This window comes from Streptococcus wuxiensis (assembly GCF_040888245.1).
Classification (GTDB): Bacteria; Bacillota; Bacilli; order Lactobacillales; family Streptococcaceae; genus Streptococcus; species Streptococcus wuxiensis.
The window spans coordinates 445,446-465,035 of record NZ_JBFNFE010000001.1 but is presented as its reverse complement, the minus strand read 5'-3'; the positions used below and the strand labels follow the sequence as shown (position 1 = coordinate 465,035).

The window sequence follows — 19,590 nt, the reverse complement described above, 5'->3', positions numbered from 1 at the left end:
TTAGTTGGTGACTGGGATTTCCCAGCCCTTTTTAAAGCGAGAAAAGAATATGAGTATGTTTTTAGACACAGCCAAGATTAAAGTAAAGGCTGGTAATGGTGGCGATGGCATGGTTGCCTTTCGTCGTGAAAAATATGTCCCTAACGGTGGACCTTGGGGCGGTGATGGAGGACGTGGTGGTAATGTTATTTTCGTTGTAGACGAAGGCTTGCGTACCCTTATGGACTTCCGTTACAATCGTCATTTCAAGGCCCAATCAGGTGAAAAAGGGATGACAAAAGGAATGCATGGTAGAGGGGCAGAAGACTTAATTGTCCGTGTACCTCAAGGGACAACTGTGCGTGATGCGGAGACTGGGAAAGTTCTCACTGATTTGATAGAGAACGGACAAGAGTTCATCGTGGCTCACGGTGGTCGTGGTGGTCGCGGAAATATCCGTTTTGCAACACCTAAAAATCCTGCGCCAGAAATCTCAGAAAATGGAGAACCTGGTCAAGAACGTGAATTACAGTTAGAACTTAAAATCCTTGCGGATGTAGGTTTAGTTGGTTTCCCATCTGTAGGTAAATCAACACTTCTTAGCGTGATTACCTCTGCTAAGCCAAAAATTGGTGCCTACCACTTTACAACAATTGTTCCAAATCTTGGTATGGTTCGTACCCAGTCCGGTGAATCCTTTGCCGTTGCAGACCTTCCTGGATTGATTGAAGGTGCTAGCCAAGGTGTTGGCTTAGGGACCCAGTTCCTTCGTCATATCGAGCGTACTCGAGTTATCCTTCATATCATTGACATGTCAGCTAGTGAAGGACGTGATCCTTATGAGGACTATTTAGCAATCAATAAGGAACTTGAATCTTATAACCTTCGTCTTATGGAGCGTCCACAGATTATTGTTGCCAATAAAATGGATATGCCTGAGAGTCAAGAAAACCTTGAAGAGTTCAAGAAAAAATTGGCTGCTAATTATGATGAATTTGAAGAATTACCGCCAATCTTCCCAATTTCAGGTTTGACTAAGCAAGGTCTTGCACCGCTATTAGATGCAACGGCTGAACTTCTTGATAAAACGCCAGAATTCCTTCTTTATGATGAGTCAGATATGGAAGAAGAGGTTTATTATGGCTTCGATGAGGAAGAAAAACCATTTGAGATTGGTCGTGACGATGATGCAACATGGGTTCTCTCAGGTGAAAAACTCATGAAACTCTTTAACATGACTAACTTTGACCGTGATGAGTCTGTTATGAAGTTTGCGCGTCAGTTGCGTGGTATGGGAGTTGACGAAGCTCTTCGTGCTCGTGGCGCTAAGGATGGCGACCTTGTCCGTATTGGAAAATTTGAGTTTGAATTTGTAGACTAGGAGATAGCTATGGGTGATAAACCAATATCTTTCCGAGATGCTGATGGAAATTTTGTTTCTGCTGCAGACGTCTGGAATGAAAAGAAATTAGAAGAACTTTTTAATCGTCTCAATCCCAATCGTTCATTGAGACTTGCGAGAATGAAGAAACAAGCCGAAGAAAAAAAATAAGAATAAAAGAACCCGTGATATTTGTATCACGGGTTTTCTGGTTTCTAACTATTTTTGATCTGGGATTTCAAGACTAGATTTCGCAAGGTCTACAGTTAATTGATAGTCAGTATTGTCACGGACAGTAATTTCAAAGTCAGTAGTATAAAGAACGAGTCGGAGAGTATCGCCTTCTTTTAGTTTATAAATAGTTGGCTGTAATTCAAATTGGAATTCCATCCATTCATCTGGTATAACTTCTTCAATTTTTAATAAATCATGACGATTTTGGAGGTTGAGGTAGCCTTTGGTAATAACACGTTGGGCATTTGGGCTAAATGGTAGCTCGCAAAGGTTTTCCAGCATATGGTAACGACCATTATCAATAGTACGAGCAGCCAAGACTCCAGGATAAGGTTGAAGGTATTTCTTTTGACCAAGTTCGAGAAGTTGAGCAGAGAGAAGACCTTTATTGGTACTTGACTTGAGACGAAGGTTTAGTTTAACACGACCATTGATATGAAGATCTTCAGTCACTGGAAGATCAATGGTAATCTGATTCACCTTACCTTGATAAAGTTCATTGTTAAAGGTTTGGTAGGTCTTTCCAAAACGTTCAAAGTCTGAGTCTTGATAGTGGTTTTGAATGACAGCTTCTTCAGTACCTAATGTGAAAGTTTTGTGGTTGGTTTGATTTCCAAAATCTTCAAGAGTCATCCATGTTTGAGGAGCTGTATTGTCTTGCCAAACGACTCTTGGAAGTCGGTAATCAGTTTCATGCCCCAATAATTTCTGCGTCAAAAGAGCATTCATGGATTCACGGAAATCAATAGACTGCCAGTTGTTCATATAAACATGGGCACCGTTATGATAAAAGAGATGTTTCTTAATATTGCTTGGAAGAGCATTGAACATTTGATAGACATGAAGTGGTTTTACATTCCAGTCTTGTGAACCGTGTGTAAAGACAACTTCAGCCTTAACTTTTTCAGCATTGAGTAGGTAGTTTCTGTCATGCCAGAATTGGTTATAATCTCCAGTTTTACGGTCTAGATTTTTCTTGAGTTCTTCTATAGATTCTTTATGAGCTTCGTTTCCACGAATATAGTCACCAGCTAAGAGATTACGAGAATAAGTTAATTCATCTAATGAATCGAAGTCCTCCCCAGGATAACCACCTGGGCTTGTCACAAGACCATTTTCACGGTAATAGTTGTACCAAGAAGAAATTCCTGCTTCAGCAATAATGACTTCTAAACCATCAACTCCTGTAGTAGCAAGACCATTAGACATTGTTCCTAGGTAAGAAAGACCAGTAGTTGCCACTTTACCATTTGACCAATCAGCTTTTACTTGACGTTTACGACTATGATCCGTAAAGGCACGACAACGACCATTTAGCCAATCGATAACATTCTTATAAGCTTCAACTTGGCGGTAATCTCCGTTGGTCATTAAACCTTGTGAATCCTTGGTTCCAAGACCAGATACGTAGATATTTGCAAATCCTCTTGGAAGGAAGTAGTCGTTAAGTGTGTAACTGCTATTGATATGAGTGAGTCTTTCTTCAGCTTCTGAAACAAGTTCAACTTCTCCAACAGGTTCAACCAAGTCTAATGTTGGTTTTTCTAGAGAAATTTCATGCGGTTCCTTGACTTCTAGCTCAGCTTCCATTTTGTAAAGAGCTTTATCGCTTGCTTTATCATTGGTTCCTTGATGGTAAGGACTTGCCGTCATAACAGCTGGAATTTTGCCGTGGTAAGATGGACGAATAATGTTTACCTTGATAAGATCTGGCAGTCCATCATTATCAGAATCAATACGACTTTCTACATAAACAACTTCCCGAATAGCATTGTTTGCAGAAAAGGTTGCCAAACTCTTGCCATTGAAGTAGTGGTAATCATTGTCCTCAGGGATAAGACCGTCGCTAACCAATTGATCGATTAAGGTATTTCCCTTTTTAGTGCGCGTGTTAAGGAGTTGATAGAGATTGTCAATCAAATCTCCGTATACAATTGGGAATGCTGTTTCTTTATGAAAAGCAAGACCATCTTCAAAGTCTGTCAAGTAACTGAAACCAAGCAACTGAAAGGCAACAGTATAGAAAATTTCTGCAGTTAATTCACGATCAGAATTGAAGAAAGTGAGCAGATCAGTTTCTTTATCAACAGCTAAAGTTGAGAGGGGATAATCCGTATTTTTGTAATTGAAAAAACAAGTTCTAACAAAAGCTTCAAACTGTTCTTTTTCTGAAGTTGAAAGATCAATCTTGAATCCAAGCTCAGATAATTCTTGTAAAGCTTGTTGGTTTGTAACGGGATAATAACTAAATTGATTAAAACGCATGGATATCTCCTTTTAAAGAATCATTCAAGAGTCATTATATCAAAAAATCATAGAAAATAACAGAAAGAGTAGAGTATGTCTGATAGTCAGGTATGATAAGAGAGTAGATACCAAAACAAGGACAATTTTCATTTTTTGAGTATCCTATAAGGATATGCTATACTAGATATATGTTAGATTTGGAGAAATACGGCGTGACCATGTGGGAAGATGAGAAAATTCTCTCTTTCCGTCAAAAACTTTTAGCCTGGTATGATGAAAATAAGCGTGATTTACCTTGGAGAAGAAGTAAAAATCCATACCATATTTGGGTATCTGAAATTATGTTACAACAGACAAGAGTTGATACTGTTATTCCATATTACGAACGTTTTTTAGAATGGTTTCCGACTGTAGAGACTTTAGCTAATGCACCTGAAGAACGCTTATTAAAGGCATGGGAAGGTCTTGGATATTATTCGCGTGTTCGTAATATGCAAGCAGCCGCTCAACAGATTATAAATGATTTTAATGGAGATTTTCCATCAACTTACGAAGGTATTTCAAGTTTGAAGGGGATTGGTCCCTATACAGCAGGGGCAATTTCGAGTATTGCTTTTAATCTTCCCCAACCTGCAGTTGATGGGAATGTCATGCGTGTTTTGGCTCGTTTATTTGAAGTCAATCACGACATTGGTAATCCAAGTAATCGCAAGATATTTCAAGCTATGATGGAAATTTTGATTGATCCAGAACGTCCAGGTGATTTCAATCAAGCCTTGATGGATTTGGGCTCAGATATTGAGGCACCCGTTAATCCGAGGCCAGAAGATAGTCCAGTTAAAGATTTTAGTGCTGCCTATCAAAATGGAACAATGGATCGCTATCCTATAAAAGCGCCAAAGAAAAAGCCAGTTCCTGTCTATCTTAATGCTTTAGTTGTTCAAAATGCTAAAGGACAGTTTTTACTAGAAAAGAATGAAAGTGAAAAGTTACTAGCTGGATTTTGGCATCTTCCCTTGATTGAGGTAGATGAATTTTCAAAAAATGAAGAACTAAATCTCTTTAATCAGGTAGCTGAATCATCTATTCAACTTGGGCCATCACCGCAAGAAAGTTTTGAGCAGGATTATGATTTAGAAGTTGAGTGGCAGGATAGTCATTTCGAAGAAGTCAAACATATTTTTAGCCATAGAAAGTGGCATGTACGAATCCTATCCGGGCAAGTAGTTGATAGCAAAGAATATTGTGATAAAGAGGTAGTTTGGTTGACTCCTGAAGAGTTTGACCTCTATCCGCTAGCAAAACCTCAACAAAAGATTTGGCAAGCATATTTAAAAAGATAGGATAATACCAGTCTTTCGTGTCTTCTTTGCATTTTTTTGGTATAATTGATATAAGGAAAAAGGTGACTATATGAAAAAAATATTGATTGTAGATGATGAAAAACCAATCTCTGATATTATTAAGTTTAATATGACCAAGGAAGGTTATGAAGTTGTTACAGCCTTTAATGGACGTGAAGCCATCGAATTGTTTGAAGCTGAGAAACCAGATATTATTATCTTGGACTTAATGCTTCCAGAAATTGATGGTCTTGAAGTAGCTAAAACAATTCGCAAGACAAGTAGTGTTCCAATTATTATGCTTTCTGCAAAAGACAGTGAGTTTGATAAGGTTATTGGTCTTGAGCTTGGCGCGGATGATTATGTGACCAAGCCATTTTCTAACCGTGAGCTACAAGCGCGTGTTAAGGCTCTTCTTCGTCGTACGGAGTTAGTAGCAGTGGATAACCAAGAGGAAGATACTAAATTGCAAAGTCTTCAAATTGGGGATTTAGAGATTCTTCCAGATGCTTATGTAGCCAAAAAATATGGGGAAGAATTGGACTTAACTCATAGAGAGTTTGAGTTGTTGCATCACTTAGCTTCTCATCTAGGTCAAGTTATTACCCGTGAACATCTCCTTGAGACGGTTTGGGGTTATGATTATTTTGGTGATGTTCGTACTGTCGATGTTACCATTAGACGTCTACGTGAGAAGATTGAAGACACACCAAGTAGACCTGAATATATCTTAACTCGTCGTGGTGTGGGTTATTATATGAGAAATAATGATTGAAGTAATTAGACAAATAATTTTAACCAGAGATTTCGTCTTTGTACTCATTTTAATTGGTTTTATCATGCTTGTTAGCTTTCTCTTGCTCGAAGGCCGTAGAGATAATATTCGACTCAAACAGTTAAATCAAAAGATTAAAGATTTAATTGCTGGTGATTATTCTCAGGTATTAGACATGCAGGGGAATACTGAAATCACTAACATTACGAATAACTTAAATGATTTGTCTGAAGTAATTCGTCTAACTCAAGAAAACCTTGAGCAGGAAAGTAAAAGATTGCATAGTATCCTATCATACATGACTGATGGGGTTCTTGCAACAAATCGTCGTGGTCAAATCACTATGATTAACGATATGGCTAAAAGACAACTTGGAGTTGAAAGTGATGACGCGCTCAATCAAAACATTTTAGAGTTGCTCAAGATTGAAGATGAGTACGAGCTTAGAGATTTAATTACGCAAAGTCCTGAAATGATGATTTATTCCCAAAATGTAAATGGGGAGTATATTAGTTTGCGTGTGCGTTTTGCCTTGATTCGTAGAGAATCCGGCTTTATCTCTGGTTTGGTAGCAGTTCTACATGATACGACTGAACAAGAGAAGGAAGAACGCGAGAGAAGGCTTTTCGTTTCCAACGTTAGTCATGAATTGCGAACTCCATTGACCAGTGTAAAATCTTACCTAGAGGCCTTGGATGAGGGTGCATTATATGAAGCTGTTGCTCCTGATTTTATCAAAGTATCTTTAGATGAGACCAACCGTATGATGCGAATGGTGACGGACCTCTTGCATCTTTCGCGTATTGATAATGCAACTAGCCATTTAGATGTTGAATTGATTAACTTTACAGCTTTCATTACGTTTATCCTAAACCGTTTCGATAAGATACGAGCCCAGGATCAAGAAAAGAAATACGAGTTGGTTCGTGATTATCCCATTACATCGGTCTGGATTGAAATTGATACAGACAAGATGACTCAGGTAATCGATAATATTCTTAACAATGCCATCAAGTATTCCCCTGATGGTGGGAAAATTACGGTTAGCATGAAAACTACTGATGACCAGATGATTTTATCTATTTCGGACCAAGGACTTGGAATTCCTAAAGAAGATTTACCGAAGATTTTTGACCGTTTCTACAGGGTTGATAAGGCTAGAAGTCGTGCCCAAGGTGGGACTGGTTTAGGTCTTGCTATAGCAAAAGAAATCATCAAGCAACACAATGGATTTATCTGGGCCAAGAGTGAATACGGCAAGGGTTCTACCTTTACCATTGTTCTTCCTTATGATAATGATGCTGTAAAAGAAGAAATATGGGAGGATGAAGTAGAAGACTAGAATGAGTGAAACAGGCTTTAAATATAGTATTTTAGCATCGGGTTCTAGTGGAAATTCCTTTTATCTAGAAACCCCTAAGAAAAAGATTTTAGTAGACGCAGGATTATCTGGTAAAAAAATTACAAGCTTATTGGGTGAAATCAATCGTAAACCAGAAGATTTGGATGCTATTTTGATTACGCATGAGCATGCTGATCATATACATGGTGTTGGAGTTTTAGCTCGTAAGTATGGCATGGATCTTTACGCCAATGAAAAGACCTGGCAAGCTATGGAAAATAGTAAGTACCTAGGCAAAGTGGATTCATCACAAAAACATATCTTTGAAATGGGGAAAACCAAAACATTTGGAGATATCGACATTGAGAGTTTTGGAGTTAGCCATGATGCAGTTGCTCCCCAATTCTACCGTTTTATGAAGGATGACAAGAGCTTTGTTATGCTGACGGATACAGGTTATGTTAGTGACCGTATGGCTGGCATTATCGAGAATGCAGATGGCTACTTGATTGAGTCTAATCATGATGTTGAAATTCTGAGAGCTGGCTCTTATGCATGGCGACTCAAGCAACGGATTCTGTCTGACCTTGGTCACCTCTCGAATGAAGATGGTGCAGATGCCATGATTCGTACACTAGGTAATCGTACCAAGAAGATTTACCTAGGACATCTATCTAAAGAGAATAATATCAAGGAGCTAGCCCATATGACCATGGTCAATCAGCTAGCTCAAGCAGATCTAGGAGTAGGAGTGGATTTTCAAGTTTACGATACGTCTCCAGACACTGCAACACCACTAACAGACATATAAAAAAGAAGGCAGACGCCTTCTTTTTTATATATTTTTACAATCCAGCAAATTCTTTGATTTCTTGAGCTGACATAGAAGAATCACAACGGACCTTAATCTCACCATTTTCAACATGAACAAAACCTGGTACAGTTGGGATTTCGTAACGTGATCGGAAGTCTTGCAATGCATCTAGTTGACTTGGTTCTTCACTATTGATGAAATAGATGTGTGCTTTTGTTTCAGCTACCACACCAGCCAAAGTGCCAGCAAATTTACGGCAGTAAGGGCAAGTCTTGCGTCCAACAAAGAAAGTCGCTGTTTCTTTTTTGTCGATGGCTTCTTGTGCACGCGCAACAGTTGTCACTTCAAGATCTTTAATGTTTTCTAAAAATTGTTCCATGAGTTTTCCTCGCTTTCTTTTAAATCTAGTATGCCATAAAATTTTTAAAAATGCTTAGATTTGATACGAAAAAAGATGAGATTGGTTGATCTCATCTTTTAATTGTTTATTTTACAAAGGCATTGATTTCAGCTTCGATATTAGCAATCTTAGCTTGTGAATCTTCGTTGCTTTCTCCAACAACGGCAATGTAGAACTTGATTTTTGGTTCAGTACCGGAAGGACGAACTGCAATCCATGAACCATCAGCAAGTGTGTATTTCAAGACATCACTTGGAGGAGTAGTCAAGGCTGTTACAGTACCGTCAGCAGCAGTGGATGTTCGTGCTTTAAAGTCTTCTACGACTGTAATAGCTGTTGCGTTCCACTCTTTTGGAGCATTGTTACGGAATTTCGCCATGATCGCTTTGATTTGTTCAGCACCATCGACACCTGAAAGGGTAACAGAGATTGTCTTTTCTGCGTAGTAGCCGTACTCTTTGTAGATTTCCTCGATACCGTCAGCAAGTGTCAAACCACGTGAACGGTAGTAAGCAGCAAGTTCAGCAACGACAAGGACGGCTTGGATAGCATCTTTATCACGTACGAATGGCTTAATCAAGTAACCGAAGCTTTCTTCAAATCCCATCATGTAAGTGTGATTGTGTTTTTCTTCAAATTCTTGAATTTTTTCAGCGATAAATTTGAACCCAGTCAAGACGTTGAACATAGTTGCGCCGTAGCTTTCAGCAATCTTCGTTACCAAGTCAGTTGATACGATAGATTTACATAGGGCTGCATTTTCAGGAAGAGTTCCAGCATTTTTATGAGCTTCCAATATGTATTTAGCCATGATAGCACCGATTTGGTTACCTGATAGGTTGAGGTAGCTACCATCTTTTTGAAGAACTTCAACACCAACACGGTCAGCGTCAGGGTCAGTTGCCACAAGAACATCAGCGCCTACTTGGCGACCAAGTTCTTCAGCAAGGGCAAAGGCTGCTTGACTTTCTGGGTTTGGAGATTTAACAGTTGAGAAGTCTGGGTCTGGAGTTGCTTGAGCTTCCACGACTTGTACAGAGTCAAATCCTGCTTGAGCAAGAGCACGACGAGCCAACATTTCACCAGTACCATGAAGTGGTGTGTAGACAATCTTCATGTCTTTACCGAATTCTTCAATCAAGGCTGGGTTGATGTTTACGTCCTTCACCTCTTTGAGGTACTCAACATCGACAGCTTCACCGATGACCTCAATCAAACCAGATGCTTTTTCAGCTTCCACATCCGCAACTTCTACAGCGAAAGGATTGTCGATAGCACGGATGTAGGTAGTCAAAGCGTCTGCATCGTGTGGAGGCATTTGACCACCGTCTTCACCATATACCTTGTATCCGTTGAACGGAGCAGGGTTGTGGCTGGCAGTAATCATGATACCTGCGAAACAATTGAGGTGACGAACAGCAAATGAAAGTTCTGGAGTTGGACGGAGACTTTCAAAAACATAGGATTTAATACCGTGTTTAGCAAGAACTGCTGCTGATTCAAAGGCAAATTCTGGAGAGAAGTGACGGCTATCATAAGCGATGGCAACACCACGTTCTTTTTCGTTTCCACCTTTTGATTCAATCAAACGAGCCAAACCTTCAGTTGCTTGGCGAACAACGTAGATATTAATGCGGTTTGTACCAGCACCAATCAAACCACGCATACCAGCAGTACCGAATTCAAGATTTGTGTAAAAGGCATCTTCCTTTGTTTTTTCATCCATGCTTTCCAAATCACGACGAAGATAGTCTGGAAGATCTGCGAAATCAACCCATTTTTGGTAGTTTTCTTGGTAAGTCATAAGATATCTCCTTTAATATATAATCTAATCGCCTTCATTATACCACGATTTAAAGTTTTAGTAAAACGTTAGCGTGGTTCAGTTCTTTGAATTTAAGTTTCATTTTAATCATAGAATGAGTAGAAATTTATTATATTTAAAAATTTACAATATTTTTAAAGCGATTTCCTTTTTTTAGTTTGAAAATTATTGACTAGATGGTACAATATAGTAAATAATAAAAGGAGTTTTCTATTATGAAAAAAGTTCTTAAGCATTCAGCTTTAGTTTTAACTGCTTTAGCATTAGTAGCTTGTGGAAATAGTAAAAAAGCAAGTGACAATGGTACTGCATCTAATTCAAACTTTGAAGTTTCTGTTAAAGACGGTATGTATGTTCTTCCTAAAGATGAAGATTCAAATTCACACTACCTAGCACTTCAAGTTGAGATTAAAAACAATCGTGATAAACAGTTCAGCTTTACTAGCCATGATATTGCACTTTATAACGAAAAAGACGAAAAAGTTGAACCAATTCAAATTTATGAGTCAGACAGTAAAACTAAATTCATGTCATACGGGGATAGCCTGTCTAAAGGTAAGAGTGTAGCTGGTTACGTAGTTTATGAAGTTGATAAAGATGCTAAATATGAACTTCACTTTGCGCCAAGCTTTTACGATGATGTAAAAGATAATAAAAAGGATAAAAATGACGTAGCTATCAAGGTTGACCCAACTCAATACGAAGACACTATTGATGAAGCCAAAGAAGCTATGAAAAAATATGTTGATGCTGTTTACCTAGATGGTGAAAACACTGGTGGTGCATCAAACGTAAGCTTTACTAATGATAAAACTCAAATCGTCGCACTTGAAGATAAAAAATCAGACGATAAGAAATCAGACGATAAGAAATCTGAAGAAAAGAAAGATGATAATAAGTCTGAAGACAAAAAATCAGATGACAAAAAATCTTCAAACGATTCTGATGTGATCACAAATGACGTGAAGGCTGATAGAGAAGAATTTATCAAGAAATTCATCGAGTCATTCAGTAAAGGATTCTACAACTACAAACCTTCTGATTCTGAACTTCGTACATTTGCAGAAGCATATATCAAAGCAAATGCAAAACGAGCAAAAGTTGATTACAAAGTAAAAACTTATTTACCAGACTATGCAGTTGTCTATGTAAGACCAGAAACAATCGACTTGGATAACTTAAATGTTTATGAATTGAGCCGTAAATTCTACGACGAAAACAAAGGTAAATACAGCAGCTACTCAGAAGCTATGAAAGCTGGTGAGAAGTACATTTTAGAAAATGCACCAAGTCAATTTGATTCAACTCCTCTTGATACTAGCGATAATATGCAAAAAGAAGGATACGAAATCAAGATGACTAAGAAAGACGGTAAATGGACAATCGACACATCTTCTAAGAACTATAACTTAAAAGATATGGCACGTACATTCCGTGGTGGTATCGGTTATTAATATCTAAAAGTTCGAGTTTAAATCTCGAACTTTTTTTATTTGAATTGTTAAAAACAGAAAAAGATAGTAAAATAGTTACATGATTATTTTACAAGCTAATAAAATCGAACGTTCTTTTGCAGGCGATGTTCTATTTGAAAATATTAATCTACAAGTAGATGAAAGAGATCGTATTGCTCTCGTTGGAAAAAATGGAGCAGGTAAGTCGACACTATTAAAGATATTAGTCGGGGAAGAAGAGCCAACTTCTGGTGAGATTAATAAGAAAAAAGACATTTCCCTTTCTTACTTAGCACAGGATAGTCGATTTGAATCCGAAAATACTATCTATGATGAGATGCTTCACGTCTTTGACGACTTACGTACTACTGAAAGACAACTTCGCCAAATGGAGCTAGAGATGGGGGAAAAGACAGGTGCAGAACTCGATAAGCTCATGTCTGACTACGATCGTCTATCTGAAGAATTCCGTCAAGCTGGAGGATTTACCTATGAAGCCGATGTTCGCGCCATTTTAAATGGTTTTAAGTTTGATGAGTCTATGTGGCAGATGAAAATTGCCGAGCTTTCTGGAGGTCAAAATACAAGATTATCCCTAGCCAAAATGCTCCTTGAAAAACCAAATCTCTTGGTTTTGGATGAGCCGACCAACCACCTGGATATTGAAACCATTGCCTGGTTAGAAAACTATCTGGTTAATTACAGTGGTGCCTTGATAATTGTCAGTCACGACCGTTATTTCCTAGATAAGGTAGCAACCATAACGCTCGACTTAACCAAACATTCTTTAGATAGATACGTAGGGAACTACTCAAGCTTTGTGGAGCAGAAAGAGCAGAAGTTACTGACTGAAGCTAAGAACTACGAAAAGCAACAGAAGGAAATTGCTGCTTTAGAAGACTTTGTTAACCGAAATCTCGTTCGGGCATCGACAACCAAGCGTGCTCAATCTAGACGTAAACAACTGGAAAAGATGGAGCGTTTAGAGAAGCCTGAAGCTGGGAATAAATCAGCCAATATGACCTTTCACTCTGATAAAACATCTGGTAATATTGTGCTGACAGTTGAGAATGCTGCTATTGGATATGATGGAGAAATATTATCAGAGCCTATCAACCTCGACCTTCGTAAGATGAATGCCGTAGCAGTTGTAGGTCCGAATGGGATTGGAAAGACAACCTTTATCAAGTCTATTGTTGATCAGATTCCTTTTATAAAGGGTGAGAAGCGTTTCGGTGCAAATGTTGAAGTTGGCTACTATGACCAAACTCAAAGTAAGTTGACACCCAGCAATACAGTTTTAGATGAACTTTGGAATGATTTTAGATTAATGCCAGAAGTGGAAATCCGAAATCGTTTAGGCGCCTTCCTTTTTTCAGGTGATGATGTTAAGAAATCAGTTGGCATGCTTTCAGGTGGAGAGAAAGCTCGCTTATTACTGGCTAAACTATCAATGGAAAATAATAACTTCCTGATTCTTGACGAGCCGACCAACCATTTGGATATTGATAGTAAGGAAGTTCTGGAAAATGCACTGATTGACTTTGATGGGACTCTTCTATTTGTCAGCCATGACCGTTATTTTATCAATCGTGTCGCTACACATGTTCTGGAATTGTCCGAAAATGGTTCGACCCTCTATCTTGGAGATTATGACTATTATGTGGAGAAAAAAACAGAGCTAGCAACTAGTCAAGAGGAAGAAGCGGCAGCTGTTAGCCAAGAAAAAGAGGCTTCTCCAGTTAATGACTACCAAGCTCAAAAGGAAAGTCAAAAAGAACTTCGTAAATTGATGAGACAAATCGAAAGTCTTGAGACAGAAATCGAAGAGCTGGAAACTCAAGCCCAAGTTATCTCTGAACAAATGCATACCACCAATGATGCAGATGAACTCATGCAATTACAAGCTGAACTAGATAAGATTAGTCAGCGCCAGGAAGAAGCGATGCTAGAGTGGGAAGAATTATCGGAAAAAGTTTAATAATAAAAAAGCAACGGCACCGTTGCTTTTTCGTTTGTATCTATCCACCCTGAGGGAATCGAACCCCCATCTCAAGAACCGGAATCTTACGTGATATCCATTACACTAAGGGCGGAAACTCTCATCATTATATCAAAAATAGGAGTTTTACTCAAGACTAAAACCAATATAAAAAGAGGAAGAAAAAAGGATTTAGACAATATCTAAATCCTTTTACATTTTTATTTTTTTTCAAGAAGTGCTTTGATTTCTTGAAGAACTTCCAATTCAGTTGGACCTGCTGGAGCTTCTTCAGCAACTTCTTCTTTCTTACGAAGGTTTTGAGCTTTTTCAATAGCTTTAATCATGAAGAAGAGAACAGTACCAATTACAACGAAGTTGATAACAGCGCTCAAGAATTTACCATATGTAACACCATTCCAAGCAAGCTCAGCAATGTTTTGTACATTCGCAGCTTCCAAGGCTGGGTTCAATAGAAGTGGAGTGATGATATCATTAACAAATGAATTGATGATAGCACCAAAAGCAGTGGCGATGATCACACCGACAGCAAGGTCAACGACGTTGCCACGGAGCAAGAAATCTTTAAGATCCTTTAACATAATAATTTCCTTTCAAAATTTTATCAAATTTTTACACACAGATTATATCGTAAATTTATGTTGAGTGCAAGAAAAGTGCTCATTTATTTTTAAAAACAAAAAGCTTGCTAAATAGGTAATTTAAAACAACAATTGTAACTTGAGCAAACCCTATTTCAATTGTATTAATTATATTAATATCATTACCTACAAATTGACCAATTATATGAGGAAACTTGGTGACAAAAATAAAGGTTAGTGCCATATCAAGTAAGAAGGTAAAAAATCTAGCTCCAGAGAATTTAATGAGACGTCCAAACCAATTTTCTCGTTTTTGTTTAAAAACAATAGTGTCATTCGTGAAGAAAGCAAATAGAATACCTGTTATATTACCTAGAGCAGTAGCTGTTAATTCTTGCTGAGTCAAGTAAAAAATAATCATTCGAGTCCCTACAGAAACAACAGTAGTGGCAACGCCGAAAAATAAATAAGATAAAATTTCGTTATCGAAGAATTTTTTAATGTATCTTTTCATAAGATTAGTATAGCATAAAGCATTTAAATGTGCTATACTAACAAAGTTGACTTGTTCAACCCTTGGTGCTTAACTTCTTTCACCAAGCATATTAAACGCGGTGGAGCTGCTAAAGGAGAAAACATGAAAAAACTTACTGTCCGCGATTTGGCTGACATTGCCATTGTCGCAGCAATTTATGTGGTGTTGACAATCACACCACCACTCAATGCCATTAGCTACGGAGCTTATCAATTCCGTATTTCTGAAATGATGAATTTCCTTGCTTTTTACAATCCTAAGTACATTATCGGTGTTACTCTTGGATGTATGATAGCTAATTTCTTCAGTTTTGGACTCATTGATGTCGCTGTAGGTGGAGGATCAACTCTTGTCTTCCTAAGCTTAGGAGTTTGGTTGTTCAGTAAATATAGTAAAGACTATCTTTTTAATGGATTGATTCGAAAAGATCATTTCTTCTTTTCAATTCTATTTTCAATTTCAATGATTACCATTGCTGCTGAATTGCATATCGTAGCAGAAGCACCATTCTTCTTTACATGGTTCACTACTGGTATCGGAGAATTCGCTTCACTAATTGTCGGTGCGATTATTATTGGTAAAATTGGTCAACGTATTGATTTGACTAGATAAAGATATCTTATAAACCATTCGTAAAAAGGGCTGAACTTTGTTCAGTCTTTTTCTTTGTCTATAAAATAGACGCTCATTAAAAGTGGTATAATAGGGGAGAAAAGGCGGTTAAATTATGATAGGTTATTTTTTTATTGGGATAAAATTGATGATGAAAAGCTCGGTTTTGACTTTTGCTATTTACTTTATTTCCTTCCTTCTTTTACTGATTCTATGGCGTCGTTATGTCATTGTGCGTCAAAGTGGTGGAAACTTTTTCGCCCCGTTTCATATTGCTAAGGGAAGATTTTATATCCATAATGCTTATGTTTTTAGAAAGCGCATTATACCACTCAATAATATTAAAAAGATTGAGGTCCATTTTATTCCAAGTGTTAAATTGAATGGAGCTAGATATTTTTTGACTATCGAACAAAAGAGCGGAAAAGCTCTAGCCTTTTTCTTTAGCAAATCAAAAGAGAATGATCAACTAGTCAATAACTTAAAGAATGAAACAAAAAAATACAATATCAAGATCCGTATCTTAGAATCATAGGTTTTAATTTTTTTAAAATTTCAGAAACCCTTTTCATAAAATCGATTTTATGTTATAATATTCACAAATAAAAGTTTTAGGAGTTTTTATGGTTTCATCAGAATTTATCTCAAAAATTGAATTTGCTTGTAAAAAGAAAGAAAGTCTTTATTCAAATAGCAAATTCAAGTATGCTATCCGTTCAATGTTTGCAGGTGCTTTCCTTACCTTCAGTACAGCAGCAGGAGCAGTTGGTGCAGATTTGATTAATAAGATTGTCCCAGGTAGTGGACGTTTCCTTTTCCCGTTTGTTTTTGCTTGGGGATTAGCTTACATTGTCTTCTTGAATGCTGAGTTGGTAACATCAAACATGATGTTCCTTACAGCTGGTAGCTTTTTGAAAAAAATTAGCTGGAGAAAAACAGCAGAAATTCTTCTATATTGTACTTTCTTTAACTTAATCGGTGCCCTTATTGCAGGTTGGGGATTTGCTCATTCAGCAGCCTATGCAAATCTTACACATGATAGCTTTATTTCTGGCGTTGTAGAAATGAAGTTGGCACGTTCGAATGAACTAGTTTTACTTGAAGGTATTCTAGCTAATATCTTTGTAAACATCGCCATTCTTTCATTTGTTTTAGTTAAGGATGGTGGAGCAAAACTTTGGTTGGTTCTATCAGCCATTTACATGTTTGTATTCTTAACAAATGAGCACATCGCCGCAAACTTTGCTTCATTTGCAATTGTGAAGTTCAGTGTTGCTGCTGATTCAATCGCAAACTTCGGTATTGGAAATATTCTTCGTCACTGGGGTGTAACCTTTATTGGTAACTTTATCGGAGGTGGTCTACTGATGGGATTGCCTTATGCCTTCTTAAACAAGAACGAAGATACATACGTAGATTAAAAGTTGGATTGATTCCAACTTTTTCTTTTTGTTTATCCATGCTATAATGAATGGAGAATAGTTTAATATAGAGGAAAATTATGAACGAAATTAAATGCCCAAATTGTGGGGAAGTTTTTACAGTTAATGAAAGTCAATACGCAGAATTGATTTCTCAAGTTCGAACTGTAGAGTTTGATAAGGAATTGCATGAGCGCATGAAGCAAGAGCTGGCCTTGGCTGAGCAAAAGGCCCTCAATGAGCAGCAAGAGAAGTTAGCCAAGAAGGACCAAGAAATTGCCCAGTTACAAAACCAGATTCAGCAGTTTGATACGGAAAAAGAATTGGCTAAGAAAGAAGTCGAGCAAACAGCTAGCCAAAGACTGCTAGAGAAAGAAAAAGAAGTGCAAGCGCTGGAAAATCAGTTGGCTACCTTGCGCTTGGAGCATGAGAATCAACTGCAAAAGACACTGTCTGATCTAGAGAAAGAAAGAGACCAGGTCAAAAATCAGCTTCTTCTACAAGAAAAAGAAAACGAGCTTTCTCTGACTTCAGTTAAACAAAACTATGAGGCCCAACTTAAGGCAGCAAATGAGCAAGTTGAGTTCTACAAGAATTTCAAGGCTCAACAATCAACTAAGGCAATTGGAGAAAGTTTGGAGCAGTATGCGGAGAGTGAGTTTAACAAGGTTCGTAGCTTTGCCTTCCCTAATGCTTATTTCGAAAAGGACAATAAAGTCTCAGCTCGTGGGTCTAAAGGGGATTTTATCTTCCGTGACTTTGATGAAAATGGGCTGGAATTCATCTCCATCATGTTTGAGATGAAAAATGAAGCTGATGGTACTGAGAAGAAGCATAAGAATGCAGACTTCTACAAGGAGTTGGACAAGGACCGTAGAGAAAAGAACTGTGAATATGCGGTTTTAGTGACTATGCTTGAAGCGGATAATGATTACTTCAACACAGGGATTGTGGATGTCAGCCACGAGTATGAGAAGATGTATGTGGTCCGTCCTCAGTTCTTTATTCAGTTGATTGGTCTTTTGCGCAATGCAGCTCTTAACTCTCTTAAATACAAGCAAGAATTAGCACTTATCCGAGAACAAAATATTGATATTACCCATTTCGAGGAAGACCTAGATGCTTTCAAAGTTGCCTTTGCCAAGAACTACAATTCAGCATCTGTTAACTTCGGTAAGGCTATCGATGAAATTGACAAGGCCATCAAAAGGATGGAAGAGGTCAAGAAGTTCCTCACCACATCAGAAAACCAACTCCGCCTCGCAAACAATAAGTTGGATGATGTTTCTGTTAAAAAATTGACCAGAAAAAATCCAACCATGAAGGCTAAGTTTGATGCCTTGAAAGGGGAATAGGAGACTCTTATGCAGATACGAAAAGCAACCATGAAAGATGCTGAAGCCCTACTGTCTTTATACGAAGATTTGGGCTATCCAACGACAGCTTCTAAGCTGTCTCGACGTTTAGAAATGATTCTTTCTCAACCACATTATGGCTGTCTTCTAGCTGAAAGAAACGGAGAAATTTTAGGTTTCTTAGGTTATGCAAAGCTCTTCTTTTTTGAAGCAGATGGATCTTACTATCGTATTTTGGCTTTGTCAGTTGCAAAAGAAACAAGACGACAAGGAATTGCTAGTAGGCTAATTGATGAATTGAAAAAACAAGCGGTAAAAGAAGGAGCTGAGGCACTGGCTTTAAATAGTGGATTAACCGCTGAACGAAATGCTGCACATCAGTTTTATCAGGCGGTTGGATTTGAAAAAGTGACTGCAGGCTTTGCCTTGCATTTAAAAACTCAACATAAATAAATCATGAAAAAATAGTAGAGGGAACGAAGTAATGTCTTCAACAAAAGGGAAAACATTAAATTTTAACGATAAGAGCATGGATTATGTGACCTTTGGTAAAGGTAAGAAGCCATTAGTGATTATACCAGGATTGGGTGATGGACTATATACGGTTAAAGGTATGGCTATGACTTTTTCAATCACATACCGTATACTTGCTGAACGTTACAAAATTTATGTTTTTTCTCGAATCAATGAGTTGAGGCAGGAGTATACGACACGGGATATGGCAGCAGATGTAGCAGAAGCATTGGAGATATTAAAGATTACCAGTGCCTATGTTATGGGGATTTCGCAAGGTGGAATGATTGCCCAATGGTTGGTGGCGGATTTCCCAGAAAAGGTTCAAAAGCTAGTTTTGGCTGTTACAACTGCAAAACTAGGTAATCTAGGTAGGGAGAGAATTAGTTGCTGGCTGAACCTGATTCAAACAGGTACTTATAAAGATCTGATGATTGATATTGCTCGTCACTCTTACACGACTAAATCCTTTGGAAAATTTAAACACCTTTATCGAATAATGGGAATCTTTGGTAATATTAAAGATAAACAACGTATTGATATTCAGGCTGTATCTTGTTTGAAACATGATAGTCTAGATTTTTTGGAAAAAATTAACTGCCCTACGTTAATCGTTGGAGCAGAAAAAGATGATGTTCTTGGCGTAGAAGCTTCGCTTAGATTGCATCAGCATATCAAAAGTAACCAGCTCACTATTTTGTCAGAGTGTGGGCATGCGCTATATGAACAGAATAAGGATTTCCAAAAGAGAGTTTTAGTATTTTTAGAAAGTTAATG

General features: G+C 37.8%; 19 protein-coding genes, 1 tRNA gene and 1 riboswitch. Of the genes, 14 read left to right on the top strand and 6 right to left on the bottom strand.

Going from position 1 to position 19,590, the window contains the following annotated elements; genetic code table 11:
- Positions 1–49: 49 nt before the first annotated feature.
- Entirely contained in the window at positions 50–1,360 is a 1,311-nt protein-coding gene (obgE, locus tag AB2B47_RS02275; protein ID WP_320693528.1) for a GTPase ObgE, read from the top strand.
- Positions 1,361–1,369: 9 nt separating this feature from the next.
- A complete protein-coding gene (locus AB2B47_RS02270) occupies positions 1,370–1,531 on the top strand; it encodes a hypothetical protein (protein WP_006148428.1) in 162 nt (53 codons plus the stop codon).
- Positions 1,532–1,579: 48 nt separating this feature from the next.
- Here the strand turns inward: AB2B47_RS02270 and AB2B47_RS02265 are convergent, their stop codons facing one another.
- The gene (locus AB2B47_RS02265; protein ID WP_006151864.1) at positions 1,580–3,859 is read right to left on the bottom strand and encodes a Xaa-Pro dipeptidyl-peptidase; all 2,280 of its coding nucleotides are present in this window, start codon (positions 3,857–3,859) and stop codon (positions 1,580–1,582) included.
- Between the two features lie 170 nt (positions 3,860–4,029).
- On the opposite strand from AB2B47_RS02265, the gene mutY reads away from it, so the two are divergent.
- The 4 genes from mutY to AB2B47_RS02245 all read left to right on the top strand — a co-directional run bounded on the left by mutY (position 4,030) and on the right by AB2B47_RS02245 (position 8,112).
- Entirely contained in the window at positions 4,030–5,184 is a 1,155-nt protein-coding gene (mutY, locus tag AB2B47_RS02260) for an A/G-specific adenine glycosylase (protein WP_320693527.1), read from the top strand.
- Between the two features lie 70 nt (positions 5,185–5,254).
- Positions 5,255–5,959: a response regulator YycF gene (gene yycF / locus AB2B47_RS02255; protein WP_006151970.1), complete on the top strand. Its 705-nt coding sequence runs from the start codon at positions 5,255–5,257 to the stop codon at positions 5,957–5,959.
- Entirely contained in the window at positions 5,952–7,301 is a 1,350-nt protein-coding gene (vicK, locus tag AB2B47_RS02250; RefSeq protein ID WP_006152087.1) for a cell wall metabolism sensor histidine kinase VicK, read from the top strand. The genes yycF and vicK overlap by 8 nt, the downstream gene beginning before the upstream one ends.
- A 1-nt stretch (position 7,302) precedes the next feature.
- On the top strand, positions 7,303–8,112 hold the full coding sequence (locus AB2B47_RS02245) for an MBL fold metallo-hydrolase (RefSeq protein ID WP_006151994.1): 810 nt from the start codon (positions 7,303–7,305) through the stop codon (positions 8,110–8,112).
- 34 nt (positions 8,113–8,146) lie between these two features.
- Here AB2B47_RS02245 and AB2B47_RS02240 read toward each other — a convergent pair whose 3' ends face one another.
- Together AB2B47_RS02240 and AB2B47_RS02235 are read right to left on the bottom strand one after the other, a co-directional pair.
- A complete protein-coding gene (locus AB2B47_RS02240) occupies positions 8,147–8,494 on the bottom strand; it encodes a thioredoxin domain-containing protein (protein ID WP_268720826.1) in 348 nt (115 codons plus the stop codon).
- A 106-nt stretch (positions 8,495–8,600) separates the two neighbouring features.
- The gene (locus AB2B47_RS02235) at positions 8,601–10,319 is read right to left on the bottom strand and encodes a phospho-sugar mutase (protein WP_320693526.1); all 1,719 of its coding nucleotides are present in this window, start codon (positions 10,317–10,319) and stop codon (positions 8,601–8,603) included.
- Between the two features lie 236 nt (positions 10,320–10,555).
- On the opposite strand from AB2B47_RS02235, the gene AB2B47_RS02230 reads away from it, so the two are divergent.
- Positions 10,556–11,794, top strand: a complete 1,239-nt coding sequence (locus AB2B47_RS02230; protein WP_320693525.1) for a DUF4352 domain-containing protein — start codon at positions 10,556–10,558, stop codon at positions 11,792–11,794.
- Positions 11,795–11,873: 79 nt separating this feature from the next.
- Positions 11,874–13,775, top strand: a complete 1,902-nt coding sequence (locus tag AB2B47_RS02225) for an ABC-F family ATP-binding cassette domain-containing protein (RefSeq protein ID WP_320693524.1) — start codon at positions 11,874–11,876, stop codon at positions 13,773–13,775.
- Positions 13,776–13,818: 43 nt separating this feature from the next.
- On the opposite strand, the gene AB2B47_RS02220 is transcribed toward AB2B47_RS02225, so the two are convergent.
- The 3 genes from AB2B47_RS02220 to AB2B47_RS02210 form a co-directional block, all read right to left on the bottom strand.
- Positions 13,819–13,890 (bottom strand) — tRNA-Arg (locus AB2B47_RS02220).
- A 106-nt stretch (positions 13,891–13,996) separates the two neighbouring features.
- The gene (gene mscL, locus AB2B47_RS02215) at positions 13,997–14,377 is read right to left on the bottom strand and encodes a large conductance mechanosensitive channel protein MscL (protein ID WP_320693523.1); all 381 of its coding nucleotides are present in this window, start codon (positions 14,375–14,377) and stop codon (positions 13,997–13,999) included.
- Positions 14,378–14,456: 79 nt separating this feature from the next.
- A complete protein-coding gene (locus AB2B47_RS02210; RefSeq protein ID WP_320693522.1) occupies positions 14,457–14,891 on the bottom strand; it encodes a GtrA family protein in 435 nt (144 codons plus the stop codon).
- A gap of 28 nt (positions 14,892–14,919) precedes the next feature.
- Positions 14,920–15,017: riboswitch (PreQ1 riboswitch) on the top strand.
- On the opposite strand from AB2B47_RS02210, the gene AB2B47_RS02205 reads away from it, so the two are divergent.
- The 6 genes from AB2B47_RS02205 (at position 15,015) to AB2B47_RS02180 (ending at position 19,588) form a co-directional block, all read left to right on the top strand.
- Positions 15,015–15,524, top strand: coding sequence for a QueT transporter family protein (locus AB2B47_RS02205; protein ID WP_320693521.1), 510 nt, complete (start codon positions 15,015–15,017; stop codon positions 15,522–15,524). It overlaps the preceding riboswitch by 3 nt.
- Before the next feature lie 115 nt (positions 15,525–15,639).
- Positions 15,640–16,059 carry a hypothetical protein gene (locus tag AB2B47_RS02200; RefSeq protein WP_320693520.1) on the top strand — a complete coding sequence of 140 codons (420 nt, stop codon included), beginning with the start codon at positions 15,640–15,642 and terminating at the stop codon, positions 16,057–16,059.
- An 88-nt stretch (positions 16,060–16,147) separates the two neighbouring features.
- The gene (locus AB2B47_RS02195; protein ID WP_320693519.1) at positions 16,148–16,945 is read left to right on the top strand and encodes a formate/nitrite transporter family protein; all 798 of its coding nucleotides are present in this window, start codon (positions 16,148–16,150) and stop codon (positions 16,943–16,945) included.
- An 80-nt stretch (positions 16,946–17,025) separates the two neighbouring features.
- The gene (locus tag AB2B47_RS02190) at positions 17,026–18,300 is read left to right on the top strand and encodes a DUF2130 domain-containing protein (RefSeq protein ID WP_320693518.1); all 1,275 of its coding nucleotides are present in this window, start codon (positions 17,026–17,028) and stop codon (positions 18,298–18,300) included.
- A gap of 9 nt (positions 18,301–18,309) precedes the next feature.
- A complete protein-coding gene (locus AB2B47_RS02185; protein ID WP_223334319.1) occupies positions 18,310–18,753 on the top strand; it encodes a GNAT family N-acetyltransferase in 444 nt (147 codons plus the stop codon).
- Between the two features lie 31 nt (positions 18,754–18,784).
- Complete coding sequence (locus tag AB2B47_RS02180) at positions 18,785–19,588, top strand: alpha/beta fold hydrolase (RefSeq protein ID WP_320693517.1); 804 nt, start codon at positions 18,785–18,787, stop codon at positions 19,586–19,588.
- The last annotated feature ends 2 nt before the right edge of the window (positions 19,589–19,590 follow it).